The 23,570-nt window shown below is 28.3% G+C and carries 24 protein-coding genes; 10 read left to right on the forward strand and 14 right to left on the reverse strand.

Going from position 1 to position 23,570, the window contains the following annotated elements; translation table 11 throughout:
- Nucleotides 1-83: 83 nt before the first annotated feature.
- From O6B72_RS01700 to O6B72_RS01745, 10 genes are all read right to left on the reverse strand, one after another.
- A complete protein-coding gene (locus tag O6B72_RS01700) occupies nt 84-1,379 on the reverse strand; it encodes an SH3 domain-containing C40 family peptidase (protein WP_269492024.1) in 1,296 nt (431 codons plus the stop codon).
- Nucleotides 1,380-1,397: 18 nt separating this feature from the next.
- Nucleotides 1,398-2,420, reverse strand: coding sequence for a uroporphyrinogen decarboxylase (gene hemE / locus O6B72_RS01705; RefSeq protein WP_258298299.1), 1,023 nt, complete (start codon nt 2,418-2,420; stop codon nt 1,398-1,400).
- Nucleotides 2,421-2,441: 21 nt separating this feature from the next.
- Nucleotides 2,442-3,182, reverse strand: a complete 741-nt coding sequence (locus O6B72_RS01710; protein ID WP_258298298.1) for a hypothetical protein — start codon at nt 3,180-3,182, stop codon at nt 2,442-2,444.
- Nucleotides 3,161-4,192, reverse strand: a complete 1,032-nt coding sequence (locus O6B72_RS01715; protein WP_269492025.1) for an aspartate-semialdehyde dehydrogenase — start codon at nt 4,190-4,192, stop codon at nt 3,161-3,163. Before O6B72_RS01715 ends, O6B72_RS01710 begins: the two co-directional genes overlap by 22 nt.
- Nucleotides 4,185-6,770, reverse strand: coding sequence for a DNA gyrase subunit A (gyrA, locus tag O6B72_RS01720; RefSeq protein WP_269492026.1), 2,586 nt, complete (start codon nt 6,768-6,770; stop codon nt 4,185-4,187). The genes O6B72_RS01715 and gyrA overlap by 8 nt, the downstream gene beginning before the upstream one ends.
- A 109-nt stretch (nt 6,771-6,879) precedes the next feature.
- The gene (locus tag O6B72_RS01725) at nt 6,880-7,353 is read right to left on the reverse strand and encodes a hypothetical protein (RefSeq protein WP_269492027.1); all 474 of its coding nucleotides are present in this window, start codon (nt 7,351-7,353) and stop codon (nt 6,880-6,882) included.
- Nucleotides 7,338-7,670, reverse strand: a complete 333-nt coding sequence (locus O6B72_RS01730) for a hypothetical protein (RefSeq protein ID WP_269492028.1) — start codon at nt 7,668-7,670, stop codon at nt 7,338-7,340. Before O6B72_RS01730 ends, O6B72_RS01725 begins: the two co-directional genes overlap by 16 nt.
- Before the next feature lie 351 nt (nt 7,671-8,021).
- Nucleotides 8,022-8,852, reverse strand: coding sequence for a hypothetical protein (locus tag O6B72_RS01735; protein WP_269492029.1), 831 nt, complete (start codon nt 8,850-8,852; stop codon nt 8,022-8,024).
- A 1,113-nt stretch (nt 8,853-9,965) separates the two neighbouring features.
- Nucleotides 9,966-11,168 carry a methionine adenosyltransferase gene (gene metK, locus O6B72_RS01740; RefSeq protein ID WP_024962596.1) on the reverse strand — a complete coding sequence of 401 codons (1,203 nt, stop codon included), beginning with the start codon at nt 11,166-11,168 and terminating at the stop codon, nt 9,966-9,968.
- A gap of 97 nt (nt 11,169-11,265) precedes the next feature.
- On the reverse strand, nt 11,266-11,964 hold the full coding sequence (locus O6B72_RS01745) for a metallophosphoesterase (protein ID WP_024962595.1): 699 nt from the start codon (nt 11,962-11,964) through the stop codon (nt 11,266-11,268).
- 144 nt (nt 11,965-12,108) lie between these two features.
- On the opposite strand from O6B72_RS01745, the gene O6B72_RS01750 reads away from it, so the two are divergent.
- The 10 genes from O6B72_RS01750 (at nt 12,109) to O6B72_RS01795 (ending at nt 19,557) form a co-directional block, all read left to right on the forward strand.
- Nucleotides 12,109-12,885, forward strand: a complete 777-nt coding sequence (locus O6B72_RS01750; protein ID WP_269492044.1) for an NAD+ synthase — start codon at nt 12,109-12,111, stop codon at nt 12,883-12,885.
- Entirely contained in the window at nt 12,866-13,996 is a 1,131-nt protein-coding gene (locus O6B72_RS01755) for a DegT/DnrJ/EryC1/StrS family aminotransferase (RefSeq protein WP_269487366.1), read from the forward strand. Before O6B72_RS01750 ends, O6B72_RS01755 begins: the two co-directional genes overlap by 20 nt.
- Nucleotides 13,989-14,903, forward strand: a complete 915-nt coding sequence (locus O6B72_RS01760) for a tetraacyldisaccharide 4'-kinase (protein ID WP_269492030.1) — start codon at nt 13,989-13,991, stop codon at nt 14,901-14,903. Before O6B72_RS01755 ends, O6B72_RS01760 begins: the two co-directional genes overlap by 8 nt.
- Before the next feature lie 42 nt (nt 14,904-14,945).
- Nucleotides 14,946-15,251, forward strand: coding sequence for a monooxygenase (locus O6B72_RS01765; RefSeq protein ID WP_024962591.1), 306 nt, complete (start codon nt 14,946-14,948; stop codon nt 15,249-15,251).
- A gap of 17 nt (nt 15,252-15,268) precedes the next feature.
- Nucleotides 15,269-16,108: an acetylglutamate kinase gene (gene argB / locus O6B72_RS01770; protein ID WP_373871172.1), complete on the forward strand. Its 840-nt coding sequence runs from the start codon at nt 15,269-15,271 to the stop codon at nt 16,106-16,108.
- Entirely contained in the window at nt 16,105-16,404 is a 300-nt protein-coding gene (gene cutA, locus O6B72_RS01775; RefSeq protein ID WP_024962589.1) for a divalent-cation tolerance protein CutA, read from the forward strand. The genes argB and cutA overlap by 4 nt, the downstream gene beginning before the upstream one ends.
- 2 nt (nt 16,405-16,406) lie before the next feature.
- Nucleotides 16,407-17,840 carry a threonine synthase gene (thrC, locus tag O6B72_RS01780; protein WP_269492031.1) on the forward strand — a complete coding sequence of 478 codons (1,434 nt, stop codon included), beginning with the start codon at nt 16,407-16,409 and terminating at the stop codon, nt 17,838-17,840.
- Nucleotides 17,837-18,559, forward strand: a complete 723-nt coding sequence (kdsB, locus tag O6B72_RS01785; protein WP_269492032.1) for a 3-deoxy-manno-octulosonate cytidylyltransferase — start codon at nt 17,837-17,839, stop codon at nt 18,557-18,559. Before thrC ends, kdsB begins: the two co-directional genes overlap by 4 nt.
- A gap of 42 nt (nt 18,560-18,601) precedes the next feature.
- On the forward strand, nt 18,602-18,988 hold the full coding sequence (locus O6B72_RS01790) for a DUF4878 domain-containing protein (RefSeq protein ID WP_258299131.1): 387 nt from the start codon (nt 18,602-18,604) through the stop codon (nt 18,986-18,988).
- Nucleotides 18,989-19,128: 140 nt separating this feature from the next.
- Nucleotides 19,129-19,557, forward strand: coding sequence for a hypothetical protein (locus O6B72_RS01795; protein WP_332112742.1), 429 nt, complete (start codon nt 19,129-19,131; stop codon nt 19,555-19,557).
- A gap of 37 nt (nt 19,558-19,594) precedes the next feature.
- Here O6B72_RS01795 and O6B72_RS01800 read toward each other — a convergent pair whose 3' ends face one another.
- From O6B72_RS01800 to O6B72_RS01815, 4 genes are all read right to left on the reverse strand, one after another.
- Entirely contained in the window at nt 19,595-20,488 is an 894-nt protein-coding gene (locus O6B72_RS01800; RefSeq protein ID WP_269492034.1) for an NAD(P)H-dependent glycerol-3-phosphate dehydrogenase, read from the reverse strand.
- A gap of 9 nt (nt 20,489-20,497) precedes the next feature.
- Nucleotides 20,498-21,922, reverse strand: coding sequence for an Asp-tRNA(Asn)/Glu-tRNA(Gln) amidotransferase subunit GatB (gatB, locus tag O6B72_RS01805; protein ID WP_269483646.1), 1,425 nt, complete (start codon nt 21,920-21,922; stop codon nt 20,498-20,500).
- 132 nt (nt 21,923-22,054) lie between these two features.
- A complete protein-coding gene (locus tag O6B72_RS01810) occupies nt 22,055-22,738 on the reverse strand; it encodes a F0F1 ATP synthase subunit A (RefSeq protein WP_016647229.1) in 684 nt (227 codons plus the stop codon).
- 73 nt (nt 22,739-22,811) lie between these two features.
- The gene (locus tag O6B72_RS01815; RefSeq protein ID WP_050335113.1) at nt 22,812-23,570 is read right to left on the reverse strand and encodes a TSUP family transporter; all 759 of its coding nucleotides are present in this window, start codon (nt 23,568-23,570) and stop codon (nt 22,812-22,814) included.

The following is a 23,570-nucleotide window of genomic DNA, read 5'->3' on the forward strand; positions in this document are numbered from 1 at the left end:
AAATTAGATATTTTTTTTAAAGATGGCTTAATATTTTAAAATACGTTCATAAAAAATTATAATTATTAAAAATTTTAAAACCTCTAATCAAGCAAAATAAGTTTTGTAATTTTATTTAAGAATAAGTTACTTTGAATGATGTTTGGATTATATTGACCTATTTTTAAAGATGTGATTGCAGTTTGACCAATTAAAGCTCGTCCATTATCTACTGTTCTAAGTCCCCAAACATTATGGATAACACTAACTTCACCATTTATAATGCCACTATAAAGCATAATGTGCCCTGGCATATAGATAAGAGCTAGATATGGTATGGCATTTTGTTTTATTGTTTCAAGTTTTTCATCACTGCTTAAAAAACTTAAATCTATGCTTTTATGCCCAACAGTTTGAGCTTTTGAGTTTCTTCCAAGCCATACCCCAAAAGCTGCCATAACATCTTTTGTAAAAAGCGAACAATCTCTATAATATCCAAACCCACCCCAACCATAAGGCTCACCCAAAATACTATTTATTACTTTTTTAACATTTTCATCATTTAAAGCAGCAGGAAATAAAGAAGCACTTTTTTTAGAAATTTTATAATTTTCTAAACCATTTTTTGTAAAAATTTCACCATAATAATACTTATCATCATATCTATGAACCATTAAAAGTGTCCCAACTCTTGCATTTAATAAAAACTTATTATTTAAATTAAAAAGTGGTACTTTATCCTCTAAAATAGTTATAAATTTAGAATTTTTTATCAAATTTATTTCATTTTGTGATAAAATTTTTATATCTCTTGTATCTATCCAGCCCCAGGCAGAGTCAGTTTGTACAAAAACAAAATCTCTGTTTTTGCTAAAATGAGAAATTAAAACTGGATAATTAACTCCTAAAGTGGAATTTGCAAAATAATCAAAAGGATAGCCCTCGCCTACATCTTTAAAGCTTATGAAAATTGGCTCATTTGTTGGAGCATTTCTTAAAAAAGTATTTTTCAAAGTAATCGCAGGAAAAAATAACTCACCAAATTTATCAGTATTTGCATTTTCATAAATTTTATCAAAGAATTTATCATCGTAAATTCTTCTACTTGGTGAATAATATTTTTTATTTTTTGTATTTTTATATGTGTTTAGCGCCCAAAAAGCCTCTTTTTTAGAAATTTTGGGGCTGTTTTCTTTACTAAAATCCCAAACTCTAAAAAAACGCTCTAAAAATGGTTTTTTATCAAAAAGTTTAGGATTTTTAACTTTTGGTAATATTTTAGAGTTTTGAGGAAATTCAAGCTTTAAAATTTCATATTTTTGATTTTGGTTTATTATTTCATTTTTAGTGGCACAACCAGCAAAAAATAAAACTAAAACTAAGCTTAAAAACCACCTCAAAACCATTGCAAAATATCTTTATTTAGCTGATAGCTCGTGAACTAAATTTATAAAATATTTAGCATTTTCAACTGGAATATCAGGTAAAATTCCATGTCCTAAGTTAAAAATATGAAATTTTCCTTTCATTGTTTTTACTATCTTTTCAACGCTTTCTTTAATAGCATCTTTACTATAAAGACGACAAGGCTCCATATTTCCTTGAAGTGTATATTTATGGCTTAAAATATCTCTTGCAAGAGCTAAAGGAGTACTCCAATCAACTCCAAAAACATCGAAATTTCCATCAATTTTATCTAAATATGCACTAATACCTTTTGGAAAAACAATAATTGGAATTTCAGGATATTTTGCCTTTAAGTAATCAACAATTTCTAAAATATATTTCCAACTAAAATCAAAATAAACATCTTTCTCTAACGCACTTGCCCAGCTATCAAAAATTTGAACAGCATTAACGCCAGCTTTTATTTGATTTTCAAGATAAATTTTAGTTGCTTGTGTAACTTTGCTTAAAATCTGATGTAAAAATTCAGGATTTTGATATAAAAGTTTTTTACATTTTGCATAGTTTTTTGTGCTTCCACCCTCTATCATATATGTTACAACAGTCCAAGGTGCCCCACAAAAACCAATTAATGCTTTGTCTTTTGCAAGTTTTTCTCTAGTGATTTTAATAGTTTCATAAACATAATCTAGATTTTTAACAGCTTTTTGGATATCTAGCTTTTTTAAATCCTCTTCACAAACAACTGGATCACTAAAAACTGGACCGCGACCAACTATAAATTCTAAATCCATTCCCATTTCCATAGGAACAACCAAAATATCACTAAATAAAATAGCGGCATCAACACCAACTATATCAACTGGTTGAAGTGTAACCTCACTTGCTTTTTTTGGATTTTTACATAAACTTATAAAACCACCTGCATCTTTTCTAACTGCTCTATATTCAGGTAGATATCTCCCCGCTTGCCTCATCATCCAAACTGGAGTATAAGGAACTTCTTTTTTTAAACACGCATCTACAAATATCATTATTTATCCTTTTATTTGATTTTATTTTAAAATTTCTCCGCTTATTTTAAAGCTAATAAATTTATCAAATTCTTTGTAAATTTCAACAAAAAGTGGTTTATTGCTTGGTTGAACAAGCTTAAAAAAAATTTTGTGATTAATTAAATTTAAAACAACTGAAGCTGCCAAACTCCCACTTGCACAAGCACTTTCATAAAATAAAGTATTAATATCTCTTACAAAAACAACAGGTTTTAAAACTTCATCTTTTACATTTATAAAACCACTTGCTTTAAGGTTAGTCAAATTTAAACTTTTTATCTTTTCAAAGCCAAATTTTTTATATTCATCATCACTTTTAAACTCTAAATTTTCTAAATTTATAATATGAGTAATACCATCTAAATTTACTAAATATTCAAAATCATTTAGCTTTTTTATATCAAATTTATCACTAAAATTTGAAATTGTAAAAATGCCAAACTCATCCTTGCCACATTTAAAAACTTCACCTAAATTTTTAACCTTAACCTCATCAAGACTAAATTTATCCATATAAAAAAGCCCTGCACACCTTATGGCATTTATACAGCGCTCACCACCTGCCATGTAAAGGTTAAAATCATCATCAACAAAACCCACTTGTTCAACAAATGGGTGTTTTTGCATAATCAAATCATTTAAACTTTTATCAAGTTTTTGACTAGATTTAATATAAATTAAAGCCGTGGGATTTCCACTAGGCTTATAAATTTCATAATTTATCTTTGATAATCTATCCATTTAAGTGCAATTCTCACAGCATTTGTAGCAGCGCCAACTCTTACTTGATCAGCTACACAAAAAAGATGAAGTATTTTTTCATCAAAATTATCTTTTCTAATCCTACCGACATAAGTATAATCAGTATTTGTAGAAATAGTTGGCATTGGATAAGAGTTATTTTTAATATCATCAATAAGCTTTATACTTGGAGCATTTCTTAAAATTTCTCTAACTTCTTCAACTTCAAAATTTCTTTCAAATTTAATAGTAATTGCTTCACTATGACTTCTTAAAACTGGCACTCTAACACAAGTTGCTGAAAGTGGAATATTTTTATGAAGTATTTTACTAGTTTCATTTACCATTTTCATCTCTTCTTTTGTGTAGTCATTTTCCAAAAATACATCAATATGAGGAATTACATTTAAAGCAAGTTGGTGTGGAAAAACTTTATTTTCAAACTCATCAAGTTTAAAAGCAAAAAACGCTTGCATTTCATTAACAAGCTCTTCCATTCCTTCTTTTCCTGCCCCACTTGCTGCTTGATAGGTGCTTACATCAACTCTTAAAATATTAAAAATATCATCAAGTGGTTTTAAAACCTGCACCATTTGTATTGTTGAGCAGTTTGGATTTGCAATAATTCCTGTGTTTTGCCATAAATTTATATCTTTTGGATTGCACTCAGGCACAACTAAAGGAACATTTGGCTCCATTCTAAAATGACTTGTGTTATCGATTACCAAGGCTCCACTTTGAGTTGCAAATTTAGCAAAATGAGCTGATACCGAACCACCTGCGCAAAAAAATGCAATATCAACATCATGCTCATCAAAAATAGTTTCAGTAAGCTCTTTTACAACATACTCTTTGCCGCAAAACTCTAGCCTTTCTCCAGCGCTTCTTGAACTTGCAAGTAAAAGTAATTCATTAATAGGAAAATTCATCTCCTCAAGTATTAGTAAAATTTCTTCTCCAACCGCACCTGTAGCTCCTACAACTGCAACATTAAAACGCTCTTTACTCATCGGATTCTCCTAAATTTAACTGATCTGACTCTTCGCTGGTTTCTTCATCTTCTATTTTTGGACAAATTGCAATATTTACAACCTCTTCTCCATCAACATTTACAACTTTTACGCCACTTGTATTTCGACCTGCTTTTCTAATGCTTTGCATATCTACTCTAATCATCTTACCACTAGTTGTTAAAGCCATTAAATCCATCTCATCATCAACTATGACAATGCCAACTAAATCGCCTGTTTTATTTGTAAGTCTCATACAAATAACGCCTTTTCCAGCTCTTTTTTGAAGTCTGTATTCTTCAGCTGTGGTTCGTTTACCAATGCCTTTGCTTGCAACACTTAAAATTTCTTGATCATTTGTTTGTAAAACTGCTGCACCTATTACGCTATCATCTTTTTCTTTAAATTTAATTGCAGTAACGCCTCTTGTAACTCTTCCAGTTTCTCTAACATCAGTTACGTTAAATTTAATACACATTCCCTTTTTAGTAGCAACTAAAAGCATTTGACCATGTGGTGCAACTTCGCTTTCATCTTCAATCTCATCTACTACTTCATCATCTATATTTTCATCATCAATGATTTCATCATCATCTGTATCAAGATCACCTTTTTCTATAATTAAAGATGTTACTACTGTATCATTATCATCTAAATTTATAGCTTTTATTCCAACACTTCTTATGTTTGCATACTCGCTTAGTTTTGTTCTTTTTACAATTCCGTTTTTAGTAAATATTGTTAAAAATTTATTATCAGCAAAATCAGTTGTTGGAATGATAGCCATAATCTGCTCATCAGGTGCAAGATCTATTAAATTTACAACTGCTTTTCCTTTTGCAGTTCTGCTTCCTTCTGGGATTTTATAAACTTTTAACCAATAAAGCTGTCCTTTATCTGTTATAAACATAAGCGTATCGTGAGTATCGCAGACAAAGAAATTCTCTATAAAATCATCATCATAAGTAGTTAATGCAACTCTTCCTTTTCCACCTCGTTTTTGTTTTTCATATGTTTTACTTGGAACTCTTTTTATGTATCCGCGGTGAGTTATGGTTACAACCATATTTTCATTTGGTATTAAGTCTTCTATGTCAATATCATCATAATCATCAACTATTTCAGTAATTCTTGGGCATTTAAATTTATCTTTTATTTCTAATAGCTCATCTTTTATAATGCCTTCAATAAGTTCTTCACTTTTTAATATTTTTTCTAAATTTTCAATAAGTTCTAAAATTTCTTTTAGCTCAGCTTCTAGTTTTTCTCTCTCTAATCCAGTAAGCTTACTAAGTCTCATATCCAAAATGGCATTTGATTGAAGCTCACTTAGTCCAAATTTACTCATTAATCCATCTCTTGCTGAGCTGGTATCTGCACTATTTTTAATAAGTTCAATTACTTCATCTATGTTATCAAGGGCTATTTTTAAACCTTCTAAAATATGAGCTCTAGCTCTTGCTTTTTGAAGATCAAATATAGTTCTTCTTATAACAACAGTTTTTCTATGATTTAGGAAAAGTTGTAAAAGCTCTTTTAGTGTGAAAACTTTTGGCTCTTTGTTATCAATGGCAAGCATTATAACACCAAAAGTTGTCTCCATCATGGTTGATTTAAAAAGATGATTTAAGACAATATCACTCATGGCATCGCGTTTTAGCTCAATGACCATACGCATACCTTCTCTATCGCTTTCATCTCTCACTTCGCTAATTCCATCAATTTCTTTATCTTTTACTAAATTTGCTATTTTTTCTATTAAATTTGCTTTATTTACTTGATAAGGAAGTTCATCAACAACAATAATATCTTTATTATTTTTCTTTTCAATATGAGTTTTTGCTCTTATTTTAATTCGTCCACGACCTGTTTCATAAGCCTCAATAATGCCTTTTTTACCGAATATAATACCACCTGTTGGAAAATCTGGTCCTTTGATGTGATGCATTAACTCTTTTAGTGTTGCATCTTTATTATCAAGTAAAACCAAAAGTCCATCAACAAGCTCATCAAGGCTGTGTGGAGGGATGTTTGTAGCCATTCCAACTGCGATTCCGCTTGAGCCATTTAATAACAAATTTGGAACGCGTGCTGGTAAAACATCTGGCTCACTCATGCTTCCATCATAATTTGGTGTAAAATCAACAGTTTCTTTATCTAAGTCTTTTAAGAGCTCTTCTGCTAAATTTGTCATTCTAGCTTCTGTATAACGCATAGCAGCAGCAGGATCACCATCAACAGAACCAAAGTTTCCTTGTCCATCGACAGTTGTTATTCTCATACTAAAAGGCTGAGCCATTCTAACTAATGCATCATAAACTGCAATATCACCGTGTGGGTGGTACTTACCAATGACATCTCCTACGATACGGGCTGATTTTTTATATGGACTTCTACTTCCAACACCCAAGTCATTCATAGCATAAAGTATCCTTCTATGAACGGGTTTAAGCCCATCTCTTGCATCAGGTAAAGCTCTACCTATGATAACACTCATAGAATAATCAAGATAGCTAGTCTTTATCGAATCCTCAACATCTATTATCTCGACATTTTCATCAAAAAGATTATTTTCCATAAAATTCCTTATATTTACACATTTATTTTTCAAAAATACTAAACATTATATCCAAAAATTAGTCATTTTCAAAACTGATTTATAACTGGATTTCGTATTTTTGCTTGCTTTAGCTAATAAGCAATTGTTTATTAAATTTTATATATTTCAATTTATCAAAGAAATATCTTTTTATTTCTATATCATAACTTTCTTTTGGCAAAAAATTTATGATGTTTTTCTCTGTTTTTATTAAATAACTAGTGTAAATTTTAAATCTAATTTTTTTATTTAAAAGAATAAAAACTACAAATTTACCAACTAAAAATACCGCAATAAACCACCCATAAACAAATAAAAATATACTGAAATCAAAAATTATCATTGTAATACCAACTAAAAGTATAGCCCCAATTAAAAATTTTTTAGAGACAAGTTTTTGAGTTTGAAAATTTTCATTACAAATAGCAGTTTTATAAACTCCAACTATGTCGTTTAAATTTATTTCAAGTGCTGTATCGCTTCCTTTTTTATAGACAATTTTTGAATTATAAAAAATAATAGTTTTATGAAAACATTTAAATAATTCTAAAATAATTTCCAAAAGAATAAATATAAAAACAACTCTTTTTGGAGTGAAAAACTCGCTTGCGTAATTAAAAATAAAATCAAATAAAAAGAATAAACTGTAAAAAAGGCTGTTTCGTGCATATTGTAATCTCTTATAATCAACGGTTCTTTATCATAATCTCTTTTATTTGATTTATTATTTGAAATTTGAGAATTGTCTGAATTTAAATTTTTATCTAAATTTCTATTAGATTTTTCTTTATTATTAGAGTTATTGCCCAAATTCACTCTATTTTTAGGTCGATTATTTCTTAAATACTCTCTAAGTTTTTCTCTTTTATCATCACTCAAATTTTAGCCTTTGCTGTTTTAATAAAAACTATTTTATTTTAATAGTTTAAATCTTAACACTATTCAAATTTTATCTTATCTTAAATGTTTTTAAAAAATTTGTTGTTTTTATAATTAAATTTCAAAACAATTAATTATTTATACTCCTTAAAGTTTTGTAGCTTTTATCCATTGTATTAAATTTTGCCACTGTCTCCCATAAAAATATTCTCTTAAATTTATCTTGTCATTTTAACAAATCAGGCATTAAAACATCATATAATAGTAGTTTAATTCTTGTTGTGCCTTGGATAGCTCTTTAAGAGCAGTATTAATTCTCGTATTTGTATTTGACATTGTTTTCTCCTTGTTTTAAAACTCCAAAGGTATAAATTTAGTATCTATAAAGTCTAAATTTATACCTTTTTTAGCTAAAAAATACTTTTTAATTTTTTTGTAATCACTTATTTTTGGTAAAAAATCTATCATATCATCATCTTTTCCATAAATTATTAAGCCAGTATAAAATTTAAATGAATATTTTTTATTTATAAAAATCTCGAAAATAAATTTTACAGCAAATGTAAACATAAATATAATTAACGGCACTGAGGCAATGAAAAAATCTCCTACACATAAGCAATAAGTTAAAAAAGAAATAATAGCTAAGATTATAAATCTAGCAAATTTTTTATTTACTTTAATTAAATGCGCCTCATCTGCAAAACAGTTTTTTATATGTTTTATCTCTTTTGTGATAATTTCTTTTTCAAGTTTATTATTGACAAGATACTGTATAGAACTCTCATTCAAAACGACATAAAAAGAATTTTTATTTGAAAACAGTCGTGACGAGCTTTCAATACATATAAAAATACCTATAACCAAATAAAAATATCTTTGGTCGTTATATATCGTAAAAATAGCTATAAGTATAGCACCCATTAAGCAAATTATAAAAACTAACAAAACACTATAATTCTTAACAATAAGTGGTTCTTTATCATAATCTCTTTGATTTGAATTTTTATTGCTTGAAATTTGAGAATTGTCTGAATTTAAGTCATTATTTAAATTTAAATCATTTTCTAAATTTTTATTAGAATTCTCTTTATTATTAGAGCTATTTCCTAAATTTGCTCTATTTTTAGGTCTATTATTTCTTAAATACTCTCTAAGTTTTTCTCTTTTATCTTCTTCCAAATTTAAACCTTTACTGTTTTTATAAAATCATCATAGTGTAGCTGAAATAATTCTGAATTAGTTCCCCATATCTTTCTTAAATCATCTACATTTTTATTGTCGTTTAAGTATCTTTTTTCTGCTTTATTATAGCTTCATCAATTTTTTTATTGCTCATAGCACATCCTTTAAGTAAATTTTATTAGTTGAAATTGTTTAGTTGCATAGTCTAAATTTTTACCAGTTTTTAATAAAAAATATCTCTTTAGTTCATTATATACATTCTTTGATGGCACAAATATATTAATAATTTTATCATCAGAAAATATAGCTAAATTGGTATAGATATTAATTTCTCTTTCGCCTAATTTTAAATTTAGAATAATTTGCGGAATTAAGTTTATAAAAAATATAGTTATAAAAAATAAAAATGCATAAAAAATATTTATTTCCATAATTTTAATATAATTTATAAAAGCAACAAAACAAAACAATAACCTAATAAAAACTATATATTTATTAGCCTCTATTTTATATAAGCTATTGGAAGAATCAAAAGTTTTAACTATATTTTTAATGCTATTAATTTCTATGATATTTATTGTATTTTTTTGCCTTATGCAGCTATTGTAAACTCAAAATAGCTATCTTTTTGTGAATTTAGAACTGTTTTTAATCTACCTTTTATAGGTAGTATTGTAATGGCTATATAAAATATCACTTTTTCTATGACTAAATGAAAAACAAAAATTGATAATATAGTAAGAACAAATATAGCTATAAAAGACATATATAATGATATTATGCTAAAAAATCTATCGTAGTTTGTTATTATTAAAGGCTCTTTGTTATAATCTAGTTTAATTAAATCTGAGTCTTTTTTTAAATTTTCAGTAAAATTTTCTTTATTATCAGAGCTGTTATTTAAATTTATTTTATTTTTAGGTCTATTATTTCTTAAATATTCTCTAAGTTTTTCTCTTTTATCATCACTTAAATTTTAGCCTTTTGTTACTCAATTAAATACTATATTTTATCTTTTAAAAGCTTAAATTAATTTGTTTATTAAAATTTTTGTAAAAGATTATTTCAAGAAAAAACTTAATTTGTAAATTTAGGCTAAAAAGCCTAAATTTATTTTAATATATTTTTAAAAAACTCTAAACTATCAAGTTTTTCCCATGGATAGTCTGGGTTTCCAACTTGTCCATGAGCTGCAACATTTGCGTATAAAAAAGTATCTTTACTAGGTTTATCAAGTCCAAATTTATCAGTTATCCACTTTGGAGTTAGAGGGAAATTCTCTAGGACAAAATTTGATAAAATTTCATCATCAATACCTTTTATATGTGTTCCCATACAATCAACACTAACTGAAACTGGTCTGGCCACACCAATAGCATAGCTCAGTTGAACGATACATTTTTTTGCCAAATTTGCAGCAACTATATGCTTTGCAATCCATCTTGCAGCATAAAGTCCACTTCTATCAACTTTTGTGTAATCTTTACTAGATTGTGCTCCACCACCTATTGGTGAATATCCACCAAAACTATCAACTATAAGTTTTCTACCGGTTAGTCCGCTATCATGAAGGCTTGAATGATTTACATATCTACCTGTTGGATTTATATAAATTATAGTTTCATCTTTATTAAAAAGCTCTTTTGGAAGCCCTGCTTCATCGATCAAGCCGCTTATTAACTCCCTAACTTTTTCAATACTCATACTCTCAACGCACGGAGCTGAAACAACAATAGTGTGTATCTTTAAAGGTTTGCAGTTTTCAAAATTATCTTTTGAACCGTAATCAATCGTTACTTGAGTTTTGATATCAACTCCAAGCTCATGAGGATGAGCTTTTGCATATTCATAAACTTTATCGCATAAAAGTCTTGCGTAAGTAATAGCTGCTGGCATAAATTCTTTTGTTTCATTGCTTGCAAAACCAAACATTATACCTTGATCTCCAGCTCCTATTTCGCCTGAACTTTGATCAACTCCGGTGCTTATATCAGGACTTTGCTCGTTTAAAAATACATGAACTTCGATATCATCTAGGTGAAGACACTGCTCCTTTGTAAAGTGTGGATTTGCACTATAACCTATGTTAGAGAGTGCATTTTTTACAATATTTTCATAATCACTTTGGCTAAATTTTACTTTTGATTTAACTTCACCGCCTATTACTATATGATTTCCTGCAACGAAAACCTCACTTGCAAGTCTTGCATCTTTATCTTTTCCTAAAACCTCATCTACAATGCTATCAGCTATAATATCAGCGCATTTATCAGGATGACCAGGACTTACAACTTCTGATGTGAATAAATACATAAATCTCCTTAAAAGAAATAATTGCAAATTCTAGCTTTTATTTTTTAAATTATGGTAAATTTACTAAATTTATCTAATTTTTATTTTAATTTAAAATTTAAATTTCAACTTCAAATTCGGTCTTACTTTTAATTTCAAGTATTTTTAAATTTTTACAAAAGTTAGCTCCAACATCCATACTATAAACATTATTAGGTCGTTTGTGAATTTGATTTATTACACTTGGCGTATGTCCATGATAGATTTCCTTACCGGTAGTATTATAATCCCAAAAATTTTCCCTACTCCAAAGCACAAAATCCTCATTTTGCTCAACAACTCGCCCATCATATCCAGCATGAACAAAAATATAACTTTGCGAGATTAAAATATGAGGCATTTTCTCAAGCCACTCTTTTAGCCATTTTAAACTTTCTTCGCCATCTAGCCCATGCCAAACACTCTTAAATTTAGGATATTTTCTAAAAGATAACTCTGTATTTTTACCACCGCTTAATCTCCAAATTCTTTTTATTGCCATATCATTACAAAATCCACCTTTATACATCATAATTTCATGATTTCCAAGAATATGTTTTATTGTATATCCATTTTCCATAAGCTCTTTATATTTATAGTATAAATCAGCAGTTTTTTTGCCCCTATCACAACTGTCACCTAAAATAACAATTAAATCATCTTTTGTAAATTTGATCTTTTCAAGCATTTTAATAAATAAATCATAGTTTCCATGGAGATCTCCAAAAACATAAATTTTATCAAATATATCCTCATTAAAATTTTCTATTTTTACCACATTTTTTCCTTAGTCACCTTTGTTATTTTTTTATATTTTATTAAAAATTTTAGTATTTTTTTTAAATATCATTGCAATTATGCTTTAAAGTCATATTTTAACAAAACTATGATAAAATACAATATTATTTATTTTGGAAAAACTATGGATTTTAAAAATTTAGAAAAAGATTTATTAATTTTTTTAGACGAAAACCTAAAAGTCACAGGTAGAAAAAATTTTATTTTAGGAGTTAGTGGTGGACTTGACTCAGCTGTTGTTTCTGTGCTTTGTAAAAAGGTAGCTCCAACATATGCAAAAATAATGCCCACAAACTCATCAAATAAAGCAAATTTAGATGATGCAATAAATCACTGTAAAAAATTTGATATAAACTATGAAATTTGTCCAATTGACAAACTGATAAAAACTTATGAAAAAATCTTTTTAAATAAAAAAATCTCTACTCATAGAATTGGAAATTTATCTGCTAGAATTAGAATGATGGTTTTATATGATCTTAGCGAAGAACTTGATGCTGTCGTTGTGGGAACTTCAAATTTAAGTGAGTTAATGCTTGGATATGGAACTATTTTTGGTGATTTGGCGTGTGCATTTAACCCTATTGGAGAAATTTTTAAAACTGAGATTTTTGAATTTGCCAAATTTTTAAAGATAGATGAAAAAATCATTTCTAAAAAACCTTCAGCTGATCTTTTTGAAGGTCAAAGTGATGAACAAGATCTTGGGTATGATTATGAAACTTTGGATAAAGTACTTAAAAAAATTTATGATGATGGATTAAATTTTAAAGAACTTTGTGAGATTTTTAATGAGAGTTTAGTTAAATTTATAACATCTAAAATAGAGCAAAATAGCTTTAAAAGGCGTATGCCAAAAATTGCAAATGTAAGGAAAAGTAGTGCAAATACCATTTTTTAGACCACAAATTACAAGAGATGAAAAAAATAACATAAATCAAATTCTAGATGATCCAACATTTGATGCAGCACTAAGTTTTGAAAATGAAGTTATAAATTTTTTTAATTCAAAATACGCTATTTCTACAAATAATGGTACAACCGCTCAACACCTTGCTTTAAGAGCTATGAATATAAAAAGAGCAGATAAAATAATTTGTTCTGTAAATTCATTCCCAGGCACAGCTGAAGTTATAAGACATTTTGATGCAGAGCCAATTTTTACAGATATCAATGAATCTGATTTCAATATAAACATTAAAAGTTTAGAAGCTGTTTTACAAAAACACAATCATAAAAAATTAAAAGCTATTTTCGTATCTCATATTGCAGGTCAAAGTGCTGATTTAAATAGCATTTATGAACTTGCTAGGAAATTTGATTTAAAAGTTATAGATGATGCAAGTAACGGCGTAGGGACTATGTATAATAATGTAAAAATAGGCTCTATAAATGATTCATTTATCTCGACTTTTCAGCTAAATCCACAATTTAAAAAAGCAGTTGCAACAGCTGGATTTTTCACAACAAATGATGAAAAAATTGCTTCAAAAGCAAAACTTATAAGAAATCATGCAATAGTTACAAATACTCAAAAGGATGGGAGCCTGGATTATATTTATGACGTCGTTGATATTGGTGAAAAGTATGATTTAAATGGAGTTTGCGCAGCTTTTGCCTCATCTTGGTTTAAAAAAATACCAAATTTCATTAAAAGGCGAAAAGAAATAGCTCAAATTTATAATAATGAACTTAAAAACTGCCCCCATATAACCACACCACTAGCAAAAAAAGATCATATCTATACTCAATATATCATAAAAATAGATAGAAATAGAGATGATTTTGCAAGAAAATTGAAAGAAGCCGGAGTAAATGTCTCACTTCATTATATTCCACTTTATTTACTTTCATACTATAAACAAAAATACGGACATAGAGTAAATGACTTTCCAATAGCCTTAAAGACTTATCAACAAATTTTATCTTTACCAATTTATGCTGATTTAAGTGATGAAGAGGCACATTATGTCTGTGAAAAAGTAAAATTTGTAGCAAGTAAACATGTATAAAAAAAATTTTCACAACTGGGTAAACAAATACTTTTACTCACCAAATTTTTCACAAAAATTCATTGCGAAACTACTGCTTCCACTAAGCTATATTTACACTTTTATAGTAATTATTAAAAAAATTTTAAGCAAAGAAAAAGACCTTAATATAAAAATAATAAGTGTTGGAAATTTAATAGTTGGAGGGAGTGGAAAAACCCCATTAACGCTTGCACTTTATAGATATTTTAGTAAAAACTATAAAATATTTATAATTTTAAGAGGATATAAAAGATCTTCTAAAGGATTAATTGAAGTTTGCATTGATAATAAAATTTTAGTTGATGTAAAACAAAGCGGCGATGAAGCTATGGAATATGCACTAAATAACGCAAATGTAATAGTTAGCGAAAATAGGATAAATGCAATACAAAAAGCTAAAGGCTTAGGGGCAAATTTAATTATTCTAGATGATGGGTTTTCTAAATTTAATATTAAGAAATTTAATATTTTACTAAAACCACCGATTAGACCATACTTTAACTTTGCTTTACCAAGTGGAGTTTATAGATATCCATTATTTTTTTATAAATTTGGAAACTTTATAATAGAAAATAACGAAAACAAAAAATACTCTTTTATAGAAAATGAAACTAAGAATATGGTTTTAGTAACTGCAATTGCAAATCCAAACCGTTTAAAAGAGCATTTTAATAAATGCATTGGAAAAGAATTTTTCCCAGATCATCATGCTTTTACGAAAGATGAACTTTCTCAAATTATAGAAAAATATAATGCAACTTCACTTCTAGTTACAATGAAAGATTATGTTAAAATCAAGGATTTTGGTTTACCAACTTCAATCATAAGACTTGAAATTTCACTTAGTCAAACTCTTATAAAAGCTATTTCAAATTACATAAAGTAAGAATATGATAAAATTAAAAATAAATTCTTAAAGGAGAAAAAAATGGTAATTTTGCAAGTATTATTTGACTACAAAGGTGGTTTTGGCGATGAGATGTATAAAGAGTGTAAGGATTTAGCAAATTCTATAAATCAAGAAAAAGGCTTTTTGTGGAAAATTTGGACAGAGAACAAAGAAGATAAAAAAGCTGGCGGAATATATGCATTTGATAATGAAGAAAACGCTAAGAGTTATATTTTAATGCATAAAAAAAGACTTTCTGATTTTGGTGTAGCATCAAATTTCACTTACGAAATTTTAAATACAAACGATGAGCTAAGTAAAATTACAAATTTTAAAATAAAATAATGCAAAAAAAATTAAAAATGGCGAAGTCAAGAACAGCTGAGATAATCCTCTCAGCTTTACCATACATAAGAAAATTTAAAGATAAAATTTTTGTTGTAAAATACGGAGGCTCAGCTCAAATAGATGAGGAGCTTAAAAATGATTTTGCAAAAGATATAGTGCTAATGAGTATGGTTGGCATAAGGGTTATAGTGGTTCATGGCGGTGGAAAAAGAATAAATCATTATCTAGATAGACTTGGAATAAAAAGCGAGTTTAAAGACGGTCTCAGAATTACAACAAAAGAATCTATCGATGTCGTTGAAATGGTATTAAGCGGTCTAATAAATAAAGAAATAACTGCACTTTTAAATGAAAATGGCGCAAAAGCAATTGGACTTAGTGGAAAAGATTCACACTTGCTTAGTTCAAAGCCACTTAAAAATGGAGCTTATGGCTTTGTTGGGGAAATAAATAGTGTAAATAAAAATATGCTTGATTATATTTTAGATGGTGGATATATACCTGTTATTGCACCAATTTCGGTTGGTGAAAATTCACAAAGCTACAATGTAAATGCCGATCTTTGTGCAAGCAGTATCGCAAAATGTATAAAAGCTGATAAAGTTATTTTTCTAACAGATACAAAAGGTGTTTTAGATAAAAATGGTGAATTAATAAGCACTTTAAATAGCGATGAAATTCAAAATCTTAAAAATGATGGCACGATAAGTGGAGGCATGATACCAAAAATAGATGCTTGCTTAGAGTGTGTAAAAAATGGTGTAAATGGAGCTCACATCATAGATGGCAGAATTTCTCATTCAATTTTACTTGAAATTTTTACAGATACTGGCATAGGAACTTTGGTAAAATGATAATTTTAACAACAGTTTCATCTAAAAAAGAAGCCATTTTCATATCAAAAAAACTTCTTGATAAAAAAGCAGCGGCTTGCGTTAATTTTTACAAGATAAAAAGCCTTTATTTTTGGAAAGAAAAACTTCATAAAGAAAAAGAATTTCAACTTATCATAAAAACAAATAACTATAAAAAAGTAAAAAAAATTCTTTTAAAACACCATTCTTACGATACACCTGAGATAATATCTTTAACATTTAATAAAGCATATAAAAAATATAAAAAATGGATTAAAAATAGCATAAAAGGATAAAAATGAATTTAACCTCCACAAGAGATGAAACCCAAAGTGTTGCTTTAAGTTATGCACTTTTAAACCCTAGTGCAAATTTTGGTGGACTTTTTGTTCCCAAAAATTTTCCTAAATTTGATGATGAATTTTTTAAAAAAGCAATTCATTTAAACTACAAAGAGCTTGCACTTGAGATAATTAATAGTTTTGATTTTGATATAGATGAAGAAATTTTTAAACTTGCTTTAAGTTCGTATGATAAATTTGATGATAAAAACATTCCATTAAAAATAGAAAAAATTAGCGAAAATCTATATATAAATGAGCTATATCACGGACCTACAAGAGCATTTAAAGATATGGCTTTACAACCATTTGGCATAATCATAGATGAGCTTGCAAAAAAAGATAATAAAAATTATTTAATAATTTGCGCAACAAGTGGTGACACTGGACCAGCCACTTTAAAAGCTTTTGAAAACTCAAAAAATGTAAAGGTGGTTTGCCTTTATCCATATGAGGGAACAAGCGAAGTTCAAAGACTACAAATGGTAACTTCAAATGATAGAAATTTAAAAGTCATTGGAATAAAAGGAAATTTTGATGATGCACAAAAAGCTCTTAAAACTTTACTTGGCGATGATGATTTTAAAAACACATTAAAAAAAGAAAATTTATTTTTAAGTGCTGCAAATTCTGTAAATTTTGGCCGTATTTTATTTCAAATTATTTATCATTTTTATGCTTATGTAAATTTCCTTAAAAACGGCATTTTAAAAGGTAATGAAACATTTGACATCATAGTTCCAAGTGGGAATTTTGGAAATGCCTTAGGAGCGTATTATGCTAAAAAAATGGGGGCAAAAATTGATATTATAAAAATAGCTTCTAATCAAAACAATGTTTTGACAAATCTTTTCAATGATGGAATTTATGATATAAAAAATAAAAGCTTAATTAAAACAATAAGCCCTGCAATGGATATTTTAGTTTCATCAAATGTTGAAAGGCTTTTATTTGATAAATTTGGAGATGTTAAAACAAAAGAATTAATGCAAAATTTAAAAGATAATAAAAGCTATAAAATACCTAAAATAAATGGTTTTGAGGCGAAATTTTGCACTGATAAGGAGTGCATAAATTTTATAAAAGAAATTAGTAAAAAAGGCAAATTAATAGATCCACACACTGCAACTTGCTTTAAATTTACACCAGTTAAAAAACCAACCGTTATAACATCAACTGCTCATTGGGTGAAATTTACACCATCAATGATAAAAGCTATTAAAAATGACGAAATAAAAGATGAAAAAAATGATATGCTAAATTTAGCAAAAGAGTTTAATGATAAAGTTCCAAATGAAATTTTATCTCTTTTTAGCAATGAAGAAAAACATAAAACAATAGTCGAAAAAGAAGAGATTAAAAATACAATAATAGAGTGGATAAAAAAATGATAGTAATCCCTGCAAGACTTAAATCAACTCGTTTTAAAGATAAGATTTTAGCTGATATTGGTGGTGTTCCAATGTTTATAAAAACTGCACAAAATGCTAAAAAAGTTGGTGATGTTTTAATAGCAGTTGATAATGAAGATATCCTAAATATATCTTTAAAATATGGTTTTAAAACAGTCTTAACCTCCACATCACACAATAGCGGAACAGATAGAATTAATGAAGCTGTTTTAAAAATGGGTTTAAAAGATGATGAGATTATTATCAACCTACAAGGCGATGAACCATTTTTTGAAACTGAAAATTTATCAAAATTTAAAGAATTTGCAAATATTGCCATAACAAAAAAAGGTTATTTCATGGCAAGTGCGTATAAAAAAATAAGTCAAATCGATGCAGACAATCCAAATTTGGTAAAAGTTGTTTGCGATAATCTAAATAACGCAATCTATTTTTCAAGGGCAAAAATTCCATATCCAAGAGAAAGTTTTAATGGCTATAGAGGACATATTGGAATTTATGCTTATAGCGTAAAAAACCTAAATGAGTTTTGTGATTTCGATGAAAGCATTTTAGAAAACACAGAAAAACTTGAGCAACTTCGTGCTTTATCAAATGGTAAAAAAATCGCAATGTGTGAGCTTGCTACTGAAAGCATTGGAATTGATACAAAAGAAGATTTGGAATTTGCTCTTAAAAAATTTAAAAGCCAAATTTAGTTATTTCTAGATATAGTTTTATGATATATTAAGGAGAAAGAAGTGAAAAAGATTTTAACAATTTTAACTTTTTTTACATTTATTTTAATTGGATGTGGTGGTTCAAGTGCAGAAAAAACAGCTGTTGATTTTACACAAAAACTTTATACAAGCAACACAAAAACAGTTGTTGATATGCTTTATTTAGGTGATGAAAAACCATCAAAAGCAGATATGGATTTTGTATTTCAAAAAATTGATTCTGTTTTAGAGCAAAATAAAGCAAAAGCAAAAGAAAGGGGAGGATTTAAAAAAGCTGATGTTATAAAAAAAGACATTGATGGAAATACTGCCAGCATTAGAGTCCAAACCACATTTAAAGATGGCTCAACCCAAGCTGACACGATGGATCTTATAAAAATCAATAATAAGTGGAAGATAAGATTATAAAAAAAATATTTCCATTTTTATTAATATTTTTTATATTAGTAGGTTTTTTTACATATAAAAACACCAAACTAAAAAGTCCTAATTTTAGCTACATCCCTGAGTTTAAGCTTGGGGATCTTGTATTTAGACATGGAAACACAATGGATAGTTTCCTAATAGCAAAAGCAAGCGATTTTAAATACTCACATGTAGGAGTTATATTATCACTAAATCCCACAAAAATTATACATTCTCTACCAGATGATTATAAAAATAAAAATGGTGTTATTATAGAAAATTTAGATGATTTTTTAGAAAATGCTACTGATTTTGGCGTAGCAAGGGTTAAATTTTTAGACAAAAATAACACTTTAATTTTTCTAAATAATTTAAAATTAAAACTTGGAAGTAAGTTTTCACTCGATAAAAATGGACTTTACTGCACAACATTTATAGTAAATGAGCTTAATAAATTTAAAAAAATGAATCTTTCATATACAAAAGTAAATTTACCACTACTACAAAAAGAGTATCTTTTTCCAAAAGCAATATGGAATGATGAAAATATAGAAATAATCTATGAAAATTAGACCTTTAAAAGAAATATTTCTTATTTTAAAGCTAGATTTATTTATGTCTTAAAAGATCAATTAAGCTTTTTTTAGGATTTTTTCCATCTATTGTTAGTGCAACTTCTCTTGCAATTGGTGTATATATATTATGCAAATTTGCTAGTTTTAAAATAGCCTTTGAAGTTAAAATTCCCTCAGCAACTTCGCCCAATTCTTCCAAAATTTCATCTATTTTTTTACCTTGTGCTAAACCAAAGCCTACTCTATAATTTCTTGATAAATTGCTTGATGCAGTTAAAAACAGATCCCCTGCGCCACTAAGTCCTAGAAAAGTCTCATCTTTTGCACCAAAAAATTTACCAAATCTTGCTATTTCTACAAGACCACGAGAAATGAGACTAGCTCTTGCATTGTTGCCTAAATTTAATCCATCGCATATTCCACTTGCTATTGCAATGACATTTTTATATGCACCGCAAACTTCAGCTCCTATAACATCATCTGATGAATAAGCCTTAATATAATGTGGAAAAAATGAGCAAAACTCTTTTGCTAAGTTATCGTTTTTAGAACTAACAACAACAGCACAAGGGAGCTTTTTTAAAACCTCGCTTGAAAATGATGGCCCAGAAAGAGTTGCTAAATTGTCTTCACTAACAAATTTAGCAAAAATTTCATGTAAAAACTCTCCACTTTTGGCATTTATCCCTTTTGAGGCGACTAAAATTTTTTGGTTATTATAAACAAAATTTTTCTCAAGCCAAGACTTAGTTATTTGAGATGAAAGACTAAAAACTAAATATTCACATTTTAAAGCTTCTTCTAAACCAACAAAGTTAGGTATATCTTTTTTAGTTCTTGAAGTTATAACGCATTCATTTTGAAAGCTAAAAGCATCAAAAAGTGCACTTCCCCATTTTCCAGCTCCAATAACTGCTATCTTAGCCATAAACAAACCTTAAAGTTTAGCTTTTAAAAGCTCGTTTACTTTTGCAGGATTAAACGCACCTTTTCCGGCCTTCATAACTTGTCCTACAAAAAATCCAAAAAGTTTATCTTTTCCGCTTTTATATTCAGCAACCTTATCACCATTTTTAGATAATACTTCGTCTATAACTGCTAAAATTGAAGCATCATCGCTAATTTGTTTTAAGCCAAGCTTATCGATAATATCATCAACTTTTGCATTGTTCTCCATCATATTATCAAGCACATCTTTTGCTGCTTTTTGAGATATAGTATTATCTTCAATCCTTTTTAAAAGCTCACTCATTCTTAAGCTATTAACTGGGCTTGTTTCTATAGTTAAACCATTTTTAAGTCTTCCTAAAAGCTCAACTGTAAGCCAAGTAACACAAAGCTTTGGATCGTGTCCTTTAGAGATTAAATCTTCAAAATAAACAGCCATAGCATAATCATCAATAATAACTTTTGCATCACTTTCTTTTATCTCGAGCTTTTCAACATACCTTTTAAGCTTTGCGCTAGGAAGCTCAGGTATATTAGTAGCTTCTTTCATCATTTCATCACTTATATGGACAGGAAGCAAATCAGGATCTGGAAAATATCGGTATTCTGCACTATCTTCTTTGCTTCTCATTGATTTAGTTGTCAAATTAACTGTATCAAAAAGCCTTGTTTCTTGGACAACTTCACTTTCATATTTACCATCTTCATAAGCTGAAATTTGACGCTCTACTTCATACTCGATTGCTTTTTGTATAAATTTAAATGAGTTTAAATTTTTTATCTCAACTCTTGTGCCGTATTTACTCTCGCCTTTTGGACGAATGCTGACATTAACATCACATCTAAAACTTCCTTCTTGCATATTTGCATCGCTTATATTAATAAATCTTAAAATTGAGTGAAGTTTTTTAAGATAAGCAACTGCTTCATCACTACTTCTTAAATCAGGCTCGCTAACTATTTCTAAAAGTGGAGTTCCAGCTCTATTTAAATCAACCAAGCTTCTATCGTTTTCATGATTATTTTTACCAGCATCTTCTTCTAAGTGTGCTCTTGTAATTCCTATTCTCTTATTGCTTACTTCGTCTGTGTCTATATATAGCTCTCCATGCTCAACAATAGGAATAGTAAATTGAGAAATTTGATAAGCTTTTGGAAGATCTGGATAAAAATAGTTTTTTCTATCAAAAACAGAGTTTTGATTAATCTTTGCATTTACAGCCGTTCCAAAGCTAATTGCCTTTTTAACAGCTTCTTTGTTTAAAACTGGCAAAGCTCCAGGAAGTGCTAAGCAAACAGGGCAAACATGAGTATTTTGTTTATCCCCAAAACTTGTAGAGCAAGAACAAAAAATCTTACTTTTTGTATTTAACTGACAATGAACTTCTAAACCTATAACTGTTTCAAATACCATATAATAATCCTTATAAAATTTCTAATTGACTATTTTACTATAAAAAGTTTTTAAATTTGATAAAGTTTTGTAATAAAAAGAATAAAAAAGTAAATTTAGCCCAATTTTGAGCTAAATTTTAATAATTTAATTTTAATGTTCGTCGATTACAACAGCACCTGCTAAATAAACATAACTCAAAACAACGAAAATAAATGTTTGAAGTATAGCCATAAAAGTTAAAAGTGCATAAGGAATCATTGGAACAAACCAAGGTGCAAGTGTAAGCATAACCAATAAGAATAAATCATCACCTTTTATATTTCCAAACAAACGAAATGATAAAGAAACAACTCTTGAAAGATGAGAAACTATTTCTATTACAAATATAAATGGAGCCATGACTTTTATTGGACCACAAAAACTTTTCATATATCCAAAAAATCCATTTATTTTAACACCTTGATAGTGATAATAAAGAAAAACACAAGTTGTAAGAGCTAAAGTTAGATTTAAACTAGCTGTTGGTGCTTCAAAACCAGGAACCATACCAACAATGTTTGCAGTAAAAATAACAAGGCCTAAAGTTCCAACAAGTGGTAAATATCTTCTTGCTAACTCATAACTTCCCATTGCATCTTTTCCAATAGAGATAATACCGTTTATATAAGCTTCAAAAATATTTTGAGCGCCATAAGGCACAAGTTGAAGTGAATTTGTTGCCATTCTAGCAAGCAAAACAACAATAGCAACTATAAGCAAAAAGTGAAACACATAAATAAAAGTATGATTGTAAGTAATCAAACTACCAGCAAATAAAAATATATCTTTTAGCATTCTAACCCCATAAATAAAAATTTCTAAGCCATTCTACACTATTTTTGGTTAAACAATATTTAAATTTTGCTTTTTATTTTACAATATCGTATAAAATTTTTAAAATTGTCGCACAAACCATAATTAAAAACAAGGTTTTTATAAATTTTACATCTTTTTTAATTACCATATTTGAACCCATATATCCACCTATCATCTGACCAACACCCATTAAAAGCCCAATGAGCCATAAAATATGTCCACCAAAAATAAAAACTACTAAAGCCACAATATTTGAAGTAAAGTTTAAAATTTTTGTGTTTGCGACGGCTTGTTTCATTGATAATCCCAAAACACCAAGAAATGCAAAAGTCCAAAAACTACCAGTTCCAGGTCCTAAAAATCCATCATAAAACCCTATTAAAAGCCCAAAAATAATAAAAAACGCATTTTTACTCATCTTTGCTTCTTTTTGGGTTTCGCCTAAATTTGGTGAAAAAATAGTATAAATCACAACAAAAATAAGCAAAATAGGAATTATATAGTTTAAAAATTTTGGATCTATAAAAAGCACACTTATAGTTCCCGTGCAAGCACCAATAAGCGTAAAAATAATACCTATAAAAATCTCTTTAAAATTTATAAAACCTTTTCTAGTAAAATTTACAGTTGCTGAAAGTGTCCCAAAACATCCTTGAAGTTTATTCGTAGCAAGTGCTGCGTGAGGTGGTACCCCAACTGCCATAAGTGCGGGCAAACAAATAAGTCCTCCACCGCCAGCAATTGCATCAATAAAACCGCCAATAAAAGCAACTCCAACTAAAAGTATAATTTGCCAAATTTCAAACTCCAT

Origin of the sequence: Campylobacter ureolyticus, from assembly GCF_027277485.1 — a bacterium.
Taxonomy (GTDB): domain Bacteria; phylum Campylobacterota; class Campylobacteria; order Campylobacterales; family Campylobacteraceae; genus Campylobacter_B; species Campylobacter_B ureolyticus_B.